Here is a 17,723-nt window from a genome sequence, read left to right as displayed (position 1 = left end):
CCGAGACCACCGGGCGTCGCGTGATGGCCCGGGGCGGTGACCACGATGTTTCCCGGCGCAGGCCCCGCGGTGACGGCACGGTGAGAAAAAATTCGCGTCGTGCCCTCAGGCTGTAGCCTTTGAATTTCACCCTGAAAATTATTGTACAACAAAAGGCTTCTAGTGATTTTCGGCTAGCCCACGTGTAGTAAGCGTTGTCACTTCGCAAAGCCTTCCAAGCTGCCCGCTATATGGAAATCATTTCAATGTCGCCTATCGTCTCCATCAAAAACTGGTATCTCTCGCTTGAACAGGAATTGCAGGCTGATATTGGTTATTTCTTTTCGACCACTATTCTCAATGAAGATGGCTTCGATAATCCGAGCGACCGGGTCATTAAATGGCTCGACGCTGTTGCAGTCAGCCAAACGTATCACCAGGTCGGTGCGGCCGTCACATTTCGCGCATTTATATCTTACTTTATCTCCGATCGTTTTCGAGAAGATGGATGGGCCACACCAGAGCGTCTCTTCAAGAGTGTGATTCAAGAAGCGTCAGAGGATAAGACGAGGGAAAGCACAGCCTCGAGACTTGCTCCGAGTGCCTTTCGAATGTTGCGAAATCTGCCCGACCGAAAAGCTAAATGGATCGAAGCGGGCCAAGCGTGGAAGGTTCTGCTCGATTCCACACTTAGCGACGCGGCGTTCAACGATTACACCTTCCCGGGGTCGCAGACTTAGCGCTGGCCACCCATGCGCCTACCTATTTCTTCTTAAACAGGCTCACGATGTCCATGCCCTCGGGAGGTAGCGCCACGCCCGCCATTTGAAGTGCCCTTAGGAACTCACGTACCGCATCTTCAAACTCTTCGAGGGAAACCGCCTTCGCCACAGGCATCTCATAAGCCCGGAGGATTCGACCTTCTTTGCGTTGCGGCTCGCTCAAATCGATGATTAGCGGTGTCGGATCGTTCGGGTCTTCTACACAGTGCAGTTCGTAGACACCACGAGCGAGGAAGCGAAGATGGTCTGGAAACAGCGGCTGTTGCTTGCGAGCGTTGATCAGCACAGCGTAAGCCTTGCCATCAACCCACCAAACTCCCTTGATGCTTGGCTTGAACCAGAAGCCGAGAACTTTCGAGGGGCGCTGGGGGTATTGGAACCAGCGTCCTCGCCCGTTGAAATACTGGCGCAACAGGCGGGCCACCTCCTGCATTGCATCGTTTGCCCATTCCTCGGAATGAAAGCTGAACTCTGAGGCAATGAATGCGTCGGTAGCATACCCCGCGACGATCGGATTGAGGCGCGACCAAATCGGGCCGTATGACATGAACCCGCCGCCGCCAAGCCTCTCTATGAGGTTATTCGCGGTGGCCGCTGCGTCCATTCCTATCACTGATGGAAACGCAAACTTCGTGAAGTCTAACAACTCGAAATACTTTCCCCGCCCCGCCATCAGGTCCTCCTTAGGAGTGGGCCAAAACCCGATGTTAAAGTGATTCGGGCAAGACCAACAATAACTCCTAACAGGGCGTTAATGCTTAACGGTGGATGAGCTTTCCCCGATCATATGCTGGCGGATGATCTGGTTTGAAATCCTAGGGCTTCGGGTCGGATCGGCAAGATACGCCTTGTAGACCAAGTCCCATGGCCCGTTGGTCTCGTGTGACAACGAAACGAGCTGCCCCGTGGTGAAACGACTGTAGTCTAAAAACTCTCGCCTAATGATCTTTTGGTGGTCCTCACGGATGTCGTCATGAGGAATCGGAATCGTGCGACCGGAAGCGTAATCGAGATATTCGGCCGGCGCTTTTATCGGTGTTTCCTTGTACCCTTTGAAGGCGTCGAATACGGGCCGGATAACGGGGCCAAACTGCCAAGCCTCGAAGTGATTTCGGATGATACCTTCAGGCGTCTGTCTCAGTGCACCGACCTGAATAAAGTACAGGAGCTTGTTGATGCGCAAGTTCGTGATGTCGAACTCTACAGCGTCGTAATTCGCCAGCAGAAAATTGCATATCTTGCGAGCTTCATACATGGCCGATCCAATAACAGAGTCTCTGAGGCAGCAATACAGGTTGTGCACCTCGTGCCGTAGGCCACCTGTCGAGGTGATACCGGAATCAACAGGGATCCACAGGCTTCAACGGTAGATGAAAATTAGAACAAAGCAAGAACGATATTGCTGCGGCGATTGGCAAAAGAACACTTCTATGCTACACAGCAATCCAATCGAGCGGCATTTTCTTCATGTAAATCAATACTTAGAGCGCGCTTCCGAGGTTTCCGCTAGGGAGCGCCATTCGCGCACTGCCCTGGGTCAGGCCACGTTATTGCCACCCGAGCCTTATTTTCGTTGAACTTGGCCGCGAACCTCCCGAAATTCACGCGTTCTGGATGGTTTTGTCGCGGATTGGAACGATCACACGCCATAGGACTTCGAGCTTCATGGTCGAAATCATGCCGAGCGCTTCCCAGCACAGTTACGCGTCCGAACCCGGTCACACCTGGCGCATTAGCCAGCAGCCGATCATGGTTGCGGCTGCGGCCCTGTTTCTGGTCGTGATCGGCATCGGCGGCATATTCACGTGGCGCAGCTACAGCGGCGCAACGCCGGAGCCGGAGCGGCTCACCGCATCACGCCTGCAACAGGCCCGTGTGGCGCAAGCGTCCGAGCAGCTGATCGAAAAGACCAAGGGCATCGAGGCCACGCAGCAGCAGTCGATCGATCAGCTTCAGGTCGTGCAGGATCAGTTGCAGACCATGCAGCGTCTGATGACAGCGCAGCAGAACGAAGCGCGCAAGCTCAACGAACAGGTCGGCGCTCTCACCTCCACGCTCGACACTCTCCGGCAGTCTTTTGCCAGCACCTCGGCAACTGACGACAAGCCTGCCGCGCGTGAGCAGCCGCGCCGCTCACGCTCCCGCGCCGCGGCAAGCAAGGGCCGTCAGAAGATGAAGATCATTGTGCAGCGCAAGCGCCCCGGGGCGCGCGGCTAAGCCATCCCGCGCGATTGCTCCCGAGCACACGTGAACTGCTTGTACTCTCCACAGCACCGCGCCTAGTCTGTCTGGCCGAACGCAATCTGCACTGCTCAAGGTGCAAGATCATGCGATACCGGCAGGGAGCGAGACATGAAGCATGACGGCGGCGATCACCTTCACGCGCACGACAGCGCGATGACCGAGAAATACGGCAGCACCACACTGGCAACACTCCGCAAGATCTACGGCAAGTTTTTCGCAGCCGGGCATCCCGACACGCTCACGCTCAGCGAAGTGCTGCCGAAGCTCAACGACACGTCGCTCAGTCAGCTCCGCCGCGATCACGACACCGGGCATCTCAAGAAGAAGATCTCGAAGGCCGCGTGATGCGAGACGTTGGCGCTGGGGCTACAACGCCTTGCGCAGCAACATCACGGTCAGCACGATCACGACGACCGGTGCTCCGAATGTCACCGGGAGCAACCATGGACTGTCGGCGTCGATGAGTGTGCCGGGGATGACGCCGATCAAGGCGTGATCGACGATCCAGACCATTGCTGACACGATACTGGCAATTTCGAACTTCAGACGCGGCATGCCGGTAATGCCCGCGACGCTGGTGACCAGCGCGCGCGCCGGCCCGATATGATAACCGACCATGATCGCCGCGATGCCGTAGCGCTCGAATAGCCCACGCACCCGCGCCACCAGTTGCTGACGCGATTGGAGCATCCGCATCTCCAGCAGCCTCGGCCCGCACCGTTTGCCGAGCTCATAGGACACGCTCATGCCGAGCACCGCACCGCCGATGGCCCAAAGGACGAAAGTCCAGGACACCACGCCGGCGCCGATCAGCACCCCCGTCGCCGTCACGATGGCCGCAGCCGGAACGACGAAACTGGAGCCGACCAGACATCCGAAGAAGGCGATGACGAAACCGAGCGGTCCAGCCAAATCGGCTTGCGCCGCGATCAGCGCCGAGATTTTCTGAATAATGTCCATCAGGATGGGATTCCGACCGGCACGCTGTGTTCAGGCTGTGTTTCGTCCATCATCAGAAATGAAACAAAACCGCGGTCGAAGAAACCGTTTCCTCGCCTCCGCGCAAACCGCCTGAAGCGAACGCCCTCTATCAAATCGCTCCAACGACGCGCCGATCGGCGCACGGATGGACACAAGATCGAGGGACACACGATGACATTCACCACCGCGAAGCTCGCCGCCGCCACCGTTCTTGCATTCGGCATGCTGACCACCGTCTGCCACGCCTACAGCGCCGAACAGGAACAGCTTTGCACGGGCGATGCGATGCGACTGTGCAGTTCGGAAATCCCGGATGTCGATCGCGTCACGGCTTGCATGATCCGCAACAAGTCTCAGCTAAGCGATGGCTGCAAGTCGGTCTTTGCGCCTGCCTCAGCCTATCAGCCGGCATCGCTACGGACCACGAAGCCGGTCAATCTGGTGCCGGCCCGGATTCGCTGACGCCTAGCGCCGGCGCGCCACGGCGACGCCGAGCAGAAAAGCAACCAGCAGCGACCCCAGCGGCGCTTCACGCGCAACATTGGCCAGGATGCTCAAGGGCATGCCTGGCTTCTTGCCGGACTCGATGGCACCGCCGATGCGGTGCGCGGTCTCGGTCACCGCCTCTTTCACATCCGTGATCGTTTCTGTGATTGTCGACCTGGCCTCAGGCACGGGCTCGACGCCTTCGTAGATGTAGGGGGGTGTCTTTGCGTCGTCGGCCATGGTCATTTCCCGTGCAGTATGAGCTGTGTCAGCCCAATCGACCGAACACTGATTGGTTCCGGCCCTGGCCCGGGCCCGCTCGCTTCTCTTTTGTCGCAGGCGGCTCCCGCAAGAGTCACTCTTTCCGGTCTGCCCGGCCGTCTATAATTAAGTTCCATGAACCTGCTCGAATCGCTCCCCACCGTGATCGGTATCGCCGCCGTGGCACCAGCTTTGCTGTTGCTGTGGCTGGTGATTGCTGCCGATGAACGGCCGGGACCGCCCGGGTTGGTCTGGGCGTCATTCCTGCTGGGGGCCGCCAGCATCTCCCTGCTCGGCTATGCCCGCGCGCTGTTCGCGGCAATTCCGGGCCTTACGGACAACCCGACCCTGGCCATGGTGCTCCACGCCGTGTTTGGCGTCGCCGCGCCGGAGGAGATCGTGAAGATCTTCGTCATCATCGCGGTGTCCACCCAGCGCGCCCGGACGGCCGATCCGATGGACACGGTGGTTTACGGCGCCGCCGCCGGCCTCGGCTTCGCAGCCTACGAGAATCTCGTCTATCTCCTGCAATATCCCGACATGTGGCGGACGCTCGCGGTGCTGCGCAGCGTGCTGACCGTGCCATTTCACGGCGCGCTCGGCGTCATCGCCGGCGCTTACATCGCCATCACCCGTTCCGGCCGCGCGCTCGGCGCCCATCGCCGCGACGGCTGGGCTTTTATTCGCACGCCCATGCTCATTGTTCTCGCGCCGGTGACGCTGCATGCCTGTTTCGATCTTCCTTTGCTGACGCTGCAGCGACATCCGGAGATCGTCGGCGTGATGCGCCGCGTGCTCGAGGCCGCTGGCGTGGTGATTGGCTTCGGCACCATTGCGCTGGCGGCGCGGCTGGTCAGGCGGATCGGCGCGCATCATGCGCCACATACGGAGGTGTCACGCGAGCGGCTCAGCCAGTTGCGCGGCATGTGGGCGCTGCTGGTCGCCGGCGGCGGCGCGGGCTTTGCCGGCACAGCCTTCTTGCTGACCTCGATTCATCACTGGTTTACGAACCCGGCGCGCAACGTCACCATGGTGCTGATCCCGCTCGGTCTGGCATCCATCGCCATCGGCGCCGTGCTGCTGGTGCTGACGACGACAGCCTATATTCTCGGGCGCAACCGCATGCGCACGGCCGCACCGGCCATGACCGCGCAGTCATAACGTTCAAGACCTCACGCGACATTCGAGCTATTCCCGATCAACAAACTTGCACGCTTCCGCGTGTGAGCGGATAAATGCAAGGTAGGGCCAGCATGCTGCCGGCCAGATCAGGACATGCCGCCATGACCATGCCGCCCAACCTCGCCGAGCTGCAATCGAAGATGAGCGACGCCGTGCGCGTGCATTGGAAGGCATTTCTAATCGAGGGCATCGTGCTGGTGATCCTCGGCTTCGCCGCGATGATCGTGCCGCAGGTGGCCAGCATCGCCGTCACCGTCATGCTGGGCTGGATGTTCTTCATCTCGGGCGTCGCCGCGCTGCTGATGACCTTCTGGGCGCGTCAGACGCCGGGCTTCATCTGGTCGCTGATTTCAGCAATCCTTGGTATCGGCGCAGGCATCATTCTGCTTACGCGCCCGGCCGAAAGCACGCTGACACTGACATTCGTGGTTGGCGTCTATTTCCTCGCCGAGGGCGTAGCGACCATCATGTACGCGCTTCAGCATCGCAAGGAATTGTCGGAGCGCTGGAGCTGGATGGCCTTCTCCGGTCTGATGGATATCGTGATCGCCTTCATCATCATCTCGGGCCTGCCCGGCACGGCAGCCTGGGCCATCGGCTTGATGGTCGGCATCAATCTGGTGATCGGCGGCGCTTCGCTGATTGGCTTGGCGATGGCCGCCCGCAAGAAGGCCTGACCCCGCCAACTGTCTGCAGGGGCTCAGCAGCCCTTGCAGATATTCTTGATCATGCGATCAAGCTCGCGATCCTGCGCGTCGATGCGGGACGGATCGTTCTTGCCGGTCTCCGGCGGCAAATCGCCTGGGCGCGGCTGGCGATGGCCGACGGGAGCCTCTGGCAGAGCACCGCCGCTGTTGGTCTGTGTGGTCGGCTGCGAGCGCAGGCCCTTGGGTGGCAGGTTGCGGGACGAATCCTGCGCCAGAGCCAGCGAATGGCCGAGCACGAACAGGCCTGCCGTCATCACGAACAATGTTTTCATTTTTTGTCTCCGACACCAGGTGGCGCGTGTAAGCCGATCGCTACGGCTTCGGTGGATAGATATGAACGTCGCCGCAGTAATCCACAACACGATAGACCGATTCCGCAGAAGCTTCACCGTCAGGCTTGAGGCTGATTGAAGAATTCTCAGACAAATATTCGGGACCGATCGGCGCCTTGCCATAACCGCCGGGAATATCGAGCACATAATCCGGCTGGCACAATCCGGAAACATTGCCTCGAATGGCGCGCATTAAGGCCTGTCCCTCCGCGATGCTGGTGCGCAAATGTGCGGTGCCAGGCGCAAGGTCGCCGTGATGCAGATAATAGGGCTTGATGCGGCACTCGACGAAACCGCGCATCAGTGCCGTCAGCGTCGCCGCATCGTCATTGACGCCGCGCAGCAATACCGACTGGCTCACCATGGGAATGCCGGCATCCACCATCAGCGCGCAGGCCGCACGTGCAGCATCCGTCAGCTCGCGCGGATGATTGGCATGCAGCGCCACCCATGTGCTGGCACCCGTGACTTTCAATGCATCCACCATTTCCGCACTCACGCGGCCGGGATCAGCCACGGGGACCCGCGTATGCAATCGAATGATCTTTACATGCGGGATATCAGCGAGATCCGCCATGATCTCGCTCAATCGCCGCGGCGACAGCATGAGGGGATCGCCGCCGGTGAGGATTACCTCCCAGATCTCGTCATGGCTGCGAATGTAATCCAGCGCGGCTGAATAGGCGTCGGGTGACAGCGCGGTCTCCTTGCCCGGCCCCACCATCTCGCGGCGGAAACAGAACCGGCAATACACCGCGCAGACATGTACCAGCTTGAACAGCACGCGGTCGGGATAGCGATGCACGATGCCGTCGATGGGCGCGTGGGCGTGATCACCGATCGGATCAGCGTTCTCTTCGGGCTGCGCGTTCAGTTCATCCACACTCGGTATGTACTGGCGCGCGATCGGATCGTCGGGATCGCTGCTGTCGATCAGTGCGGCTACGGCCGGCGTCACCGCGACCGCATAACGCGCGGCGACTTTCTCCAAATCAGCCAGCGTCGACGCCGGCGCGAGGCCGTTTTCGATGAGGTCGCTGGCTTGCCGCAGGGTCGTCGCAACTTTCACATGACGGTTCATGACGCACCTGCCGGCGGCGTCCACACCACCTGATCGATCCGCGTCGCGCCCGAGGCCAGCATCACCAGCCGGTCGAAGCCGAGTGCTACGCCGGATGCTGCCGGCATTGCCGCCACGGCTTCAAGAAACTCCTCATCGAGCGGATAGCGCTCGCCATAGCGACGCTCTTTTTCGTCCATCGCTTCCGTGAAGCGTCGGCGCTGCTCATCGGCATCGGTCAGCTCGCCGAAGCCATTGGCCAGTTCAACACCGCAGGCATAGACCTCGAAGCGTTCGGCCACGCGTCGGTCACCTTCTTTGGTGCGCGCCAATGCCGCTTCCGGCGACGGGTATTCAAACAGCACGGTCATCCGTCCCTGCCCGAGATGCGGCTCGACATGCTCGACGAGAATCTTGCTGAAAATATCCGACCATGTGTCGTCGTCACTGATCCGCACCTTGCCAGTCGCAGCAGCCGCCAGCTTAGCGCGATCCCCCTCGGCGCCATCGATGCTTGCAAGCAAATCTATATCCGCAAAGCGCGTGAACGCCGCTGCCACGGTCAACATCTCCGGCTCGGCAAACGGATCGGCAACCTGACCGCGAAACGTGAACTGCTTGATGCCTGTCGCCTGCGCCGCGTTGGCGATGATCGCCACGCAATCGGCGATCACGGTCTCGTAGCTCTCCTCGGCACGGTACCATTCGAGCATCGTGAATTCAGGCAGGTGCTTGTCGCCGCGCTCGCGGTCGCGGAACACCCGCGCGAATTCGAAGATCCTGGTCTCGCCCGCCGCCAGCAGCTTCTTGCAGGCGAATTCCGGCGATGTTCGCAAATACCGCGAGAACCGCTCGCCATCGCGGTCGATCAATGTCGTCTTTGGCGCATGCAGATGGGTCTCATTGCCCGGTGAGACCTGCAGGACGCCAGTCTCGACCTCCAGGAAGCCCTGAGCCTCGAACCGCGTCCGGATACCCTTCGTGATCGCTCCCCGCGCCAGCAGGAAGCCCCGGCGGTCCTGATGTCGCGCCGGGCTCCACCAGGGCGACGGACGGTCGGTTCCAGTCATCGGCAAACGGCCCTTTTGGGTTGCAAAACGCTGGCATCGCCGCGTGAAATCAGTATGTTGCCCCCCGAAACCGCTTCGCTGGCCACAGGACACACACGTCCGGATCGGTCCCGGGCCTGAAATCTAGGAAACATATCTGTGAAAGTCATCGCCAGTTCTATTCGCAAGGGCAACGTCATCGAGCAGGAAGGCAAGCTCTACGTGGTTCTGTCCGCGGAGAACATCCACCCCGGCAAGGGAACCCCGGTCAGCCAGATCGAAATGCGCCGAATCAGCGACGGTGTGAAGATCTCGGAGCGCTACAAGACCACTGACCAGGTGGAAAAGGCGACGATTGAAGACCAGAACTTCAATTACCTCTACAAGGATGCCGACGGCTTCCATTTCATGAACAACGACAATTACGACCAGGTTCAGGTGCAGAAGGACGTCATCGGCGATGCCGAGCCCTATCTGCAGGAGAACATGACCGTAAAGCTGTCGCTGCACGGCCTCGTTCCGGTGGCGATCCAGATGCCGCAGCGCGCGACCCTCGAAGTCGTCGATACCGAGCCGGTGACCAAGGGCCAGACCGCGTCGTCGTCCTACAAACCTGCCATGCTGTCCAACGGCGTCCGCACCAACGTGCCGCCGCATGTTGGTACCGGCACACGCATCGTGGTGTTGATCGAGGACGGCTCCTACATCGAACGCGCCAAGGACTAAAGGATCCCGGCTGTCGCAAGACTGCCGCACCTTTTTCGCAAGACCGCCGGACGCCCGAAAATGGCTTCCGGCGGTCTTTTTTATACATGATATCAATCCGTTGATTGCGTTGACGCGCCGCGACGCATTGCCCCTGCCGCCGCGCAAGTCATGCGGCTACAATGGGGCATGACCACGCGCGATTCCCTGATCGACCGACGCAGCCTGCTCCGCTCCGGCCTGGGCGCCGGCGCGCTGCTGGCCATGCCCGGTACCGCCCTTGCGGCCCCCGCGGGCTTCGACGCGTGGCGCGACGGCTTTCGTGCAAAGGCAACTGCCAAAGGCGTCTCCGACGCCACCTATACCCGCGTAATGGGCCGCATCGAGCCGGACATGTCCGTCTTCACCAAGATGCAGAAGCAGCCGGAATTTCACGAGCAGCTCTGGCAATACATCAACCGCCGCGCCTCCGACTGGCGGATCGCCGCCGGCAAGGACGCGCTGCGCAAGAACGAAGCGGTGTTCGACCGCATCGAGCGCGACTTCGGCGTCGAGCGCGGCACGCTGCTGGCGCTGTGGGGCGTCGAGTCCGCCTATGGCGATCCCATCGTGCAGCAGAACCATATGCGCCCGGTATTTCCGTCGCTGGCCGCACTGGCGTGGAACGAACCGCGCCGCCGCGCCTATTGGGAAACCGAACTCATCAACGCATTGAAGATCGTCGACAAGGGCTGGGGCACGCCGGACGAAATGCGCGGCTCATGGGCCGGCGCGATGGGTCATACGCAGTGGATGCCCGAGGTCTGGCTCAATGTCGGCATCGACTATGACCGCGACGGCCGCGTCTCGCCGTTCGGCAAGCCCGATGATGCACTCGGCTCTAGCGCACGCTTCCTCGTCAATCGCGGCAAATATCCACGCGGCGAGCACTGGGGCTACGAGGTCCGCGCCAACGGCGCGCCGTCATCGGATAGCAATCGCAGTTTTGCCGCATGGTCCGCTGCAGGGGTCACGCGTGCCGACGGCCAGCCTTTCCCGCAGCCGAATGCCAATGCCAAACTCTGGGTACCCGTGCAAGGCGGTCCGGCCTTCCTGCTCGGTCAGGGCTTCTACGCCGTGCGCAGCTACAATCCGTCGATGAACTATGCGCTGGCGATCTGCCATCTCGGCGATCGCATTCTCGGCGCGCCGCCTTTCATCCAGCCGTTCCCCGGCTCGGAACGCGCGCTCACACTCGCCGAAGTGCAGGAAGTACAAACTCGCCTCACCCGCGCCGGCTTCGACACCGGCGGCACCGATGGCCGCGTCGGCAACGACACGATGAAAGCGGTGAAGGACTATCAAACGAAGATGGGTCTGCTGCCGGCGGATGGCTATGGCGGGCTGAAGGTGCTCGCGCGGTTGCGGCAAGGCGGCTGAGCCGTTCCGTCAAATGCCCGCCATCCGCTGCGGATCGACGTAACGATCGTAGTCTTCACCCGAGAGCAGTCCTAGCGCGATCGCTGCTTCGCGCGGTGTAATGGACTCGTCCAGCGCCTTGGCTGTGATGAGCGCGACCTTGTCGTAGCCGATCACCGGATTGAGCGCTGTCGCGAGCAGCGGCGCGTTGGCGACATTCGCGGCGAGCTGTCGCCGATCGACGTCGAGATCGCGGATCAATCGGGACGTAAAGACATCGATGCCATCGGCGAGGATGCGGATCGACTGCAGAACATTGTAGATGATCACCGGCTTGGCAACGTTGAGCTCGAAATTGCCGGATGCGCTGGCTGCGGTGACGACGGCGTTGTTACCCGTCACCTGAAAACACACCTGCGCAAGCATCTCAGCGATGGTGGGATTGCGTTTGCCTGGCATGATCGACGACGTCAGCCCGTCATGCGGGATGACAAGCTCACCGAACCCGCAGCGCGGACCCGAACCGAGGAAGCGCACGTCGTTCGCGATCTTCAGCAGCGTGACGGCAAGGCCATTGAGCGCGCCGGACACTTCGACAAGCGCGTCATGCGCGCCCATGCCTTCGAACTTGCTCGGGTTCGGGACGAACGTAACGCCGGTCAGTGCGTTCAGGTGCTCGCAAAAGGCGCTGTCGAATCCCTCTGGCGCATTGAGCCCCGAGCCGACGGCCGTGCCGCCCTGGGGCAGCATCAGCAGGCGCGGGAAGACGGCTTCGATGCGGTCGATCGCATGGCCGATCTGGCGGGCGAAGGCATCGAATGCCTGCCCCATGGTCATCGGCACGGCATCCATCAGATGCGTGCGTCCGATCTTCACGACGTCGAAGAACGCGTCCGCCTTGGCGCGAAGATCATCGCGTAGCGTCTTTAAGGCCGGGAGCAAGCGCCCGCGCAACTCCAGCGCCGTTGCCACATGCATCACGGTCGGAAAGCTGTCGTTCGATGACTGTGAGCAATTGACGTGATCGTTGGGATGAACGGGTGATTTGGTCCCAAGCGGCTGGCCCAGCAATTCATTGGCGCGGTTTGCGATCACCTCATTGGCGTTCATGTTGGTCTGGGTGCCGGAGCCAGTCTGCCAGATCGGCAACGGGAAATGATCGTCGAAACGGCCTCGCTGAAGTTCGAGTGCCGCTGCTTCGATCGGCGCTGCGATCTCCGGCGCGATCGTCCCGAGTTGCAGATTGGCGCGAACGGCCGCGATCTTCTGCAGGGCGAATGCACGGATCAGCGCGACCGGGAAACGCTCATCGCTAACCTGGAAGACCTCAAGCGCGCGTTGGGTCTGCGCGCCCCAATAGCGATCCTTCGGCACCGCGATGGCACCGAAGGCGTCATGTTCCGTGCGAACGTCACTCACGAGTCTCGCTCACTGCGCGCCGACAACGCCCGCTGCCTTGATGATCGGCGTCCACTTGTCGATCTCGGATTTCAGATGCGCGGCCAGCGCATCGGGCGTCGCCCGTTCCGGCGCCACTGGCTGCACGCCGAGCCCGGCAAGCCGGCTCTTCACGGTCTCGTCCTTCAGCGCCACGTTCAGTGCGGCAACGAGTTTGTCGATGATCGGCTTGGGTGTGCCCTTCGGCGCGAACAGGCCGTACCAGACCGTGTAGGTGAAACCCGGCAGACCGGCTTCGGCTGTCGTGGGCAGTTTTGGCAGCGCCGGCGCCTTCTCGGTGCTGGTGACGGCGTAGCCCTTGATCGTGCCGCCATCGACATTGCCGACCACGTTGACGATCTGGTCGCACATGACATCGACCTGCCCGCTCATCATGTCGTTCATCGCCGGACCAGCGCCGCGATAGGCGATCTGGGTCGGCTGCGTACCGGTCGCTGTATTGAGAAGCAGGCCGCACAGATGCGACGCCGATCCGATGCCGGCATGCGCGTAGTTCACTTTCTCCTTGTTGGTCTTCATCCAGGCGATCAGCTCGGCGAGATTGGCGGCCGGGAGATCCTTGCGTGCCACGAACACCGACGGCAGATCGACAGCGAGACCGATCGGCTCGTAGTCCTTTATCGGATCGTATTTGAGTTTTGGATACAGCGCCGGATTGGTCGCGTGGCTGATATGGATCAGCAGCAGATTGTAGCCGTCTGGTGGCGAAGCGGCGACCTTGGCGCTGCCGATGGAGCCGCCGGCGCCCGTCGTGTTCTCGACAATGACCTGCTGTTTCAGCGGGCCACTCATGCCCTGCGCCAACAGCCGCGCGATGGTGTCACCGGGGCCACCTGCCGAATACGGCATGTTCATGGTGATCGTGCGGGTCGGATAATCCTGCGCCAGACTTGGGCCAGACAGCAGTGCACCGGCGAGCACGAATGCGGTCGTCAAAATGTTCTTCGTCATCGAAATTCCTCCCCTGTTGTGTGTGTTGTTTCAGTGTCCACTCATGCTCAGCACGCGATCGACCATCGGACCGCAGAGGCCGAGATAGTTGGCCGGGTCGCAGTGACGACGGATGGCGTCCTTGCCGCCAAGCGCTTCGGTGATTTCCGGGACCTCGGCGAGGATATCCGCAAGCTGTCCGCCGCCTTCGATCGCCTTGCGGCAGGCGTCGTAGACGACGTCATGCGCATGCTGGCGGCCGAGTTTCGGCGCCGCTGCCATCATCACCGCTTCGGCGACGATGAGACCACGTGTCAGATCCAGATTCTCCAGCATCCGCTTTTCGTGAACCACGAGCCCGGCCAGCATGAATTTGGCATTTGCCAGCGACGAGGCGGTGAGCAGGAAGCTCTCCGGCAACGACACCCATTCGAGGTGCCACGGCCCCGTTGCACGTTCCAAGTCATGGATCATGCCATCGAGCATTGTCGCGACGTGCTGGCGCACCGCCTTGGCAGCGGCGAGCATCAGTTCGCTTGAAATCGCGTTACGCTTTTGCGGCATCGTCGATGACGCCCCGCGACCGGGCACGAAAGGCTCAGACACTTCGCCGAATTCGGACGATGACAACAGCATCACGTCGGTGGCGATCTTGCCGAGCGTACCGGTGATCAGGCCGAGCAGCGTGACCGCTTCGGCGATGCCGTCGCGGGCAACATGCCAGGTGATCGAGGGCTGATGCAGGCCGAGCTCCTCGCAGAACAGCTTCTGCATCTCCAAGCCGCCCTCGCCCACCGATGCGAGCGTCCCCGCGGCGCCGGAGAACTCGCCGAGCAGGATGCGCGGCAATGCCTGATCGACGCGTTCGATGTGGCGATCGACGGAAGACAGCCAGACGGCGGCCTTGTAGCCGAAGGTGACCGGCAGCGCCTGCTGCAGATGGGTGCGCCCCGCCATCGGCGTGTCGCGATATTTGCGCGCCATCGCGACCAAGATGTCGCGGACCTCACGCAGATCGCGTGCAACGATCTGTAGCGCCGCGCGGATCTGCAGGACGTTGGCGGTGTCCATGATGTCCTGAGTGGTCGCACCCCAGTGGACGTAGCGGCCCGCCTCTCCTGCGGCTTCGGAGAGCTGATGGACCAGCGGCAAGATCGGGTAGCCGACGATTTCGGTCTCAGCTCGGAGCTTGTCGAAATCGATCCGGATCGATTTAGCGGCGGCCTCGATGGCCTGCGCGGCTTCCTTGGGGACAACGCCGAGACGGGCCTGGGCGCGGGCCAGCGCAACTTCGGCCTCGATGTAGCGGCCGACCAGGGCTTCGTCGGCGAAGATCGCCCGCATTTCCGCGGTGCCGAACATGTCCCGAAACAGGACCGAATCGAAAACCGTGCTGCCCATACCGCTTCCTCTTGTTATGTTCGTACATATTAAATTGTACGAACATAAACTGTGTGTCAATCTCCTTTCTTGACGAGATGGTCGCCAATCAGGCTTCCATCTTGCGATCAGGGACTTAGGGGTCGAGGGACGACGGTGGAAAAGCGTTACGCGTTCGTGGCCCGAGCACTTACCGAGGCCATCGCAGACGGACGGCATCCGGTCGGGTCTGTGCTGCCGACAGAGTTCGAGCTGGCGGACCAGTTCGCCGTGAGCCGATCAACCGTGCGCGCGGCGATGCAGGAGCTGCAGGCGTCCGGCTTGGTCAGCCGGAAGCGCAATGCCGGGACGCGTGTCGAGGCGACCTCTCCGGCCAAGGGCGGTGATGGCTTTACGCAGGCACTCAATACGATCGAGGCGGTGCAGCAGTTCGGCACCGAGACGGAGCGCCACGTGCAGCGCGTTGCGGATGTCGTCGCCGACAGCGAGCTTGCCAGCCAGCTCGGATGCCGGCCCGGCCGCCGCTGGCTGTGCATCTCAAGTCTGCGCACGATTCCCGGCGAAGTCACACAGACGCCGATCTGCTGGACCGATGTCTATATCGACGGCGCCTTCGCCGACGAGGTACGCACGAAAATGGCGGGGCATCATGAGATCTTCGGCACGCTGGTCGAGAAAATCTCGGGACGACGCTTTGTCGAGATCCGGCAGGACATTTCTGCGGTTGGCGTGTCGGACGCGATGGCGGAGCCACTGAAGGCAACGGCTGGCGCGCATGCGCTGTCGATTCGGCGGCAGTATCTGTTCGCGTCAAACGAGCTGGCCGAAGTCTCGCTCAGTATTCATCCGGCGGACCGGTATCGATATTCGACCAGGCTGCTCCGCCGGCAAGACACAAATGGATGAGTGCACCGGTCAAGCCGGGAGACGACAGGTTGAGAGCGGTGAGACTACCTGATCATCTTCGGCCCGGGATCCGGCGCCGCCACGTCGATCACGCGCATCTGCACGCGCTCGGCACCCTGCCAGCGATCGACGGTCAGCGAGCCCGCCACATGGACCGGCTGACCGCGCAGCTCCTGCAACGCGTTGCCGAGTTTCTGCCCCACTGAACGAAACGCGATACCGTTGACCATGGCGCCGTCCGACGCCTTGAAGCGCAGCCGCAGATGCGCCTGCCCAACTTCATCGACATAAACGAGCTGATGCGCCGGCAGCGCAATCACCGGCTCGGGATTGGCCTGCCCGAACGGCCCGGCGCGATTGAGCGTATTCACGAGATCCGTCGTCACACCGCGCGCAGTGATAGCGCCATCGATGAAGAGTTCTTTCTCGTTGCGGGACTTGCCGACATCCGCAGCCAGCGCGCTTTCGATATAGGCGCGGAATTCGCCGAGCCGTTCCTTGCGTAGCGTGATGCCCGCGGCCATGGCGTGGCCGCCACCTTTCATCAGAAGCCCATCGGCAACAGCTTGCCGCACGGCTTTGCCGAGATCGACGCCGGAGATCGAGCGGCCAGACCCCGTGCCAATTCCGCCAGGCTCCAGCGCGATGGCAAAAGCCGGACGCGCAAATTTCTCCTTGAGCCGCGAGGCGACCAGACCGACGACGCCGGGATGCCAGCCTTCAGACGCGGTCACGACTACGGAGCCTTTGTCTTCGAGCCCCAGTGACGCCAGAGCCTCGGCCTCGGCTTGCGCTTCCGCGGCCTGTTCGATCACGCGTCGTTCGATGTTCAGCCGATCGAGTTCGGCAGCGATCTTCGCGGCCTCGGAGATATCGCCTTCGAGCAGCAGCCGCACGCCCAAGTCTGCGCGCCCGATCCGGCCGCCGGCATTGATGCGCGGTCCCAGCATGAAGCCGAGATGCCATGCTTCCGGCGGACCGTTCAAACGCGCCACATCCATCAGCGCGGTGTGCCCGATGTGATCGCGGCGACGCAATGCGATGAGACCTTTGGCGACAAAGGCGCGGTTCAGGCCGATCAGTGGCGCCACGTCAGCCACAGTCCCGAGCGCCACATGATGCAGCATGCCCAGGAGATCAGGCTCGGGCATCTCGGCGGTCCAGAAGCCGCGCTTGCGCAATTCGCGATTGACCGCGACCAGCGTGATCAGCACGAGGCCGACGGCGGCGAGATGACCCAGACCGGAAATATCGTCGAGCCGGTTCGGATTCACCACGGCATCCACGTCAGGCAATTCCTCGCCGGTCTGATGGTGATCGATGACGACCACGGACATGCCGAGCTTCTTGGCCTCGGCCAGCGGCTCAAAACTGGTCGTGCCGCAATCGACGGTGACGAGCAGCGTCGCGCCCTTGCTGGCCAGCATTCTGATGGCATCCACATTGGGGCCGTAGCCCTCGAAGATGCGATCGGGAATGTGGATCTGCGGATCGAGTCCGCAATGCCTGAGATGCCAGGCCAGCAGCGCCGACGACGTCGCGCCATCGACGTCGTAGTCGCCGAAGATCGCCACCTTCTCCCGGCGCTGCGCGGCATCCGCGATGCGCTTCGCCGCCGCTTCCATCTGCGTGATGGTGAACGGGTCCGGCATCAGCTTGCGGATGGTGGGATCGAGAAAGTCTTCGACTGCGTCGAGTTCGATATTGCGGCCGGCGATGACCCGCGCCAGCATTTCCGGCAATTGAAAACGCTGCACCATGGCCAGCGCCCGCGCCGCCCCGCGCTGATCCACCCGGTCGCGCCAGATCCGCCCGGTGGCGGATTCGGTAACGCCGAGAAAGGCCTGCTGGGATTCGACGGGAATGATGGTCGGTGGCGTCAT

Annotated in this window: 20 protein-coding genes; 9 read left to right on the top strand and 11 right to left on the bottom strand. The window is 61.6% G+C overall.

Annotated elements, in window-relative coordinates; all coding sequences use genetic code 11:
* Positions 1–245: 245 nt before the first annotated feature.
* Positions 246–719 carry a hypothetical protein gene (locus HP556_RS24880; RefSeq protein ID WP_175368947.1) on the top strand — a complete coding sequence of 158 codons (474 nt, stop codon included), beginning with the start codon at positions 246–248 and terminating at the stop codon, positions 717–719.
* A gap of 22 nt (positions 720–741) precedes the next feature.
* Here the strand turns inward: HP556_RS24880 and HP556_RS24875 are convergent, their stop codons facing one another.
* Entirely contained in the window at positions 742–1,434 is a 693-nt protein-coding gene (locus HP556_RS24875) for a hypothetical protein (protein ID WP_175368946.1), read from the bottom strand.
* 78 nt (positions 1,435–1,512) lie between these two features.
* Positions 1,513–2,016 (bottom strand): Panacea domain-containing protein, encoded by a 504-nt coding sequence (locus HP556_RS24870; protein ID WP_175368945.1) that lies wholly within the window; start codon positions 2,014–2,016, stop codon positions 1,513–1,515.
* Positions 2,017–2,438: 422 nt separating this feature from the next.
* Between HP556_RS24870 and HP556_RS24865 the strand changes: the two genes are divergently transcribed.
* Positions 2,439–2,978 carry a hypothetical protein gene (locus HP556_RS24865; RefSeq protein ID WP_175368944.1) on the top strand — a complete coding sequence of 180 codons (540 nt, stop codon included), beginning with the start codon at positions 2,439–2,441 and terminating at the stop codon, positions 2,976–2,978.
* A 135-nt stretch (positions 2,979–3,113) separates the two neighbouring features.
* Positions 3,114–3,350, top strand: a complete 237-nt coding sequence (locus tag HP556_RS24860; RefSeq protein WP_068736536.1) for a hypothetical protein — start codon at positions 3,114–3,116, stop codon at positions 3,348–3,350.
* A 21-nt stretch (positions 3,351–3,371) separates the two neighbouring features.
* Here the strand turns inward: HP556_RS24860 and HP556_RS24855 are convergent, their stop codons facing one another.
* Complete coding sequence (locus HP556_RS24855; RefSeq protein ID WP_175368943.1) at positions 3,372–3,965, bottom strand: DedA family protein; 594 nt, start codon at positions 3,963–3,965, stop codon at positions 3,372–3,374.
* Between the two features lie 192 nt (positions 3,966–4,157).
* Between HP556_RS24855 and HP556_RS24850 the strand changes: the two genes are divergently transcribed.
* Positions 4,158–4,448, top strand: a complete 291-nt coding sequence (locus HP556_RS24850) for a hypothetical protein (protein ID WP_175368942.1) — start codon at positions 4,158–4,160, stop codon at positions 4,446–4,448.
* Positions 4,449–4,451: 3 nt separating this feature from the next.
* On the opposite strand, the gene HP556_RS24845 is transcribed toward HP556_RS24850, so the two are convergent.
* Positions 4,452–4,712, bottom strand: a complete 261-nt coding sequence (locus HP556_RS24845; RefSeq protein WP_068736902.1) for a hypothetical protein — start codon at positions 4,710–4,712, stop codon at positions 4,452–4,454.
* Positions 4,713–4,868: 156 nt separating this feature from the next.
* Here HP556_RS24845 and HP556_RS24840 point away from each other — a divergent pair, with 156 nt between their 5' ends.
* The gene (locus tag HP556_RS24840) at positions 4,869–5,894 is read left to right on the top strand and encodes a PrsW family glutamic-type intramembrane protease (RefSeq protein ID WP_120289484.1); all 1,026 of its coding nucleotides are present in this window, start codon (positions 4,869–4,871) and stop codon (positions 5,892–5,894) included.
* A gap of 122 nt (positions 5,895–6,016) precedes the next feature.
* Positions 6,017–6,592 carry an HdeD family acid-resistance protein gene (locus HP556_RS24835; protein WP_175368941.1) on the top strand — a complete coding sequence of 192 codons (576 nt, stop codon included), beginning with the start codon at positions 6,017–6,019 and terminating at the stop codon, positions 6,590–6,592.
* A 23-nt stretch (positions 6,593–6,615) separates the two neighbouring features.
* Here the strand turns inward: HP556_RS24835 and HP556_RS24830 are convergent, their stop codons facing one another.
* The 3 genes from HP556_RS24830 to epmA are packed head-to-tail and all read right to left on the bottom strand — an operon-like array spanning position 6,616 to position 9,084.
* The gene (locus HP556_RS24830) at positions 6,616–6,894 is read right to left on the bottom strand and encodes a hypothetical protein (RefSeq protein WP_081422013.1); all 279 of its coding nucleotides are present in this window, start codon (positions 6,892–6,894) and stop codon (positions 6,616–6,618) included.
* A gap of 40 nt (positions 6,895–6,934) precedes the next feature.
* Positions 6,935–8,035 (bottom strand): lysine-2,3-aminomutase-like protein, encoded by a 1,101-nt coding sequence (locus tag HP556_RS24825; RefSeq protein ID WP_175368940.1) that lies wholly within the window; start codon positions 8,033–8,035, stop codon positions 6,935–6,937.
* A complete protein-coding gene (gene epmA, locus HP556_RS24820; RefSeq protein ID WP_175368939.1) occupies positions 8,032–9,084 on the bottom strand; it encodes an EF-P lysine aminoacylase EpmA in 1,053 nt (350 codons plus the stop codon). Before epmA ends, HP556_RS24825 begins: the two co-directional genes overlap by 4 nt.
* A 138-nt stretch (positions 9,085–9,222) precedes the next feature.
* On the opposite strand from epmA, the gene efp reads away from it, so the two are divergent.
* Both efp and HP556_RS24810 read left to right on the top strand, forming a co-directional pair.
* Complete coding sequence (gene efp, locus HP556_RS24815; protein ID WP_068736546.1) at positions 9,223–9,789, top strand: elongation factor P; 567 nt, start codon at positions 9,223–9,225, stop codon at positions 9,787–9,789.
* Between the two features lie 168 nt (positions 9,790–9,957).
* A complete protein-coding gene (locus tag HP556_RS24810; protein ID WP_175368938.1) occupies positions 9,958–11,187 on the top strand; it encodes a lytic murein transglycosylase in 1,230 nt (409 codons plus the stop codon).
* A 9-nt stretch (positions 11,188–11,196) separates the two neighbouring features.
* Here HP556_RS24810 and HP556_RS24805 read toward each other — a convergent pair whose 3' ends face one another.
* The 3 genes from HP556_RS24805 to HP556_RS24795 are packed head-to-tail and all read right to left on the bottom strand — an operon-like array spanning position 11,197 to position 14,955.
* Positions 11,197–12,585, bottom strand: a complete 1,389-nt coding sequence (locus HP556_RS24805) for a lyase family protein (RefSeq protein ID WP_175368937.1) — start codon at positions 12,583–12,585, stop codon at positions 11,197–11,199.
* Between the two features lie 9 nt (positions 12,586–12,594).
* Positions 12,595–13,575 (bottom strand): tripartite tricarboxylate transporter substrate-binding protein, encoded by a 981-nt coding sequence (locus HP556_RS30325; RefSeq protein ID WP_175368936.1) that lies wholly within the window; start codon positions 13,573–13,575, stop codon positions 12,595–12,597.
* 30 nt (positions 13,576–13,605) lie between these two features.
* Positions 13,606–14,955, bottom strand: coding sequence for a class-II fumarase/aspartase family protein (locus HP556_RS24795; RefSeq protein ID WP_175368935.1), 1,350 nt, complete (start codon positions 14,953–14,955; stop codon positions 13,606–13,608).
* 156 nt (positions 14,956–15,111) lie between these two features.
* Here HP556_RS24795 and HP556_RS24790 point away from each other — a divergent pair, with 156 nt between their 5' ends.
* Positions 15,112–15,840 (top strand): GntR family transcriptional regulator, encoded by a 729-nt coding sequence (locus HP556_RS24790; RefSeq protein WP_338117610.1) that lies wholly within the window; start codon positions 15,112–15,114, stop codon positions 15,838–15,840.
* Positions 15,841–15,884: 44 nt separating this feature from the next.
* Here the strand turns inward: HP556_RS24790 and recJ are convergent, their stop codons facing one another.
* The gene (gene recJ, locus HP556_RS24785) at positions 15,885–17,723 is read right to left on the bottom strand and encodes a single-stranded-DNA-specific exonuclease RecJ (protein ID WP_175368933.1); all 1,839 of its coding nucleotides are present in this window, start codon (positions 17,721–17,723) and stop codon (positions 15,885–15,887) included.

This window comes from Tardiphaga robiniae (assembly GCF_013359755.1).
In the GTDB taxonomy this organism is placed as follows: domain Bacteria; phylum Pseudomonadota; class Alphaproteobacteria; order Rhizobiales; family Xanthobacteraceae; genus Tardiphaga; species Tardiphaga robiniae.
The sequence above is the reverse complement of the archived record's forward strand: the minus strand, read 5'-3'. Positions and strand labels throughout refer to the sequence as shown.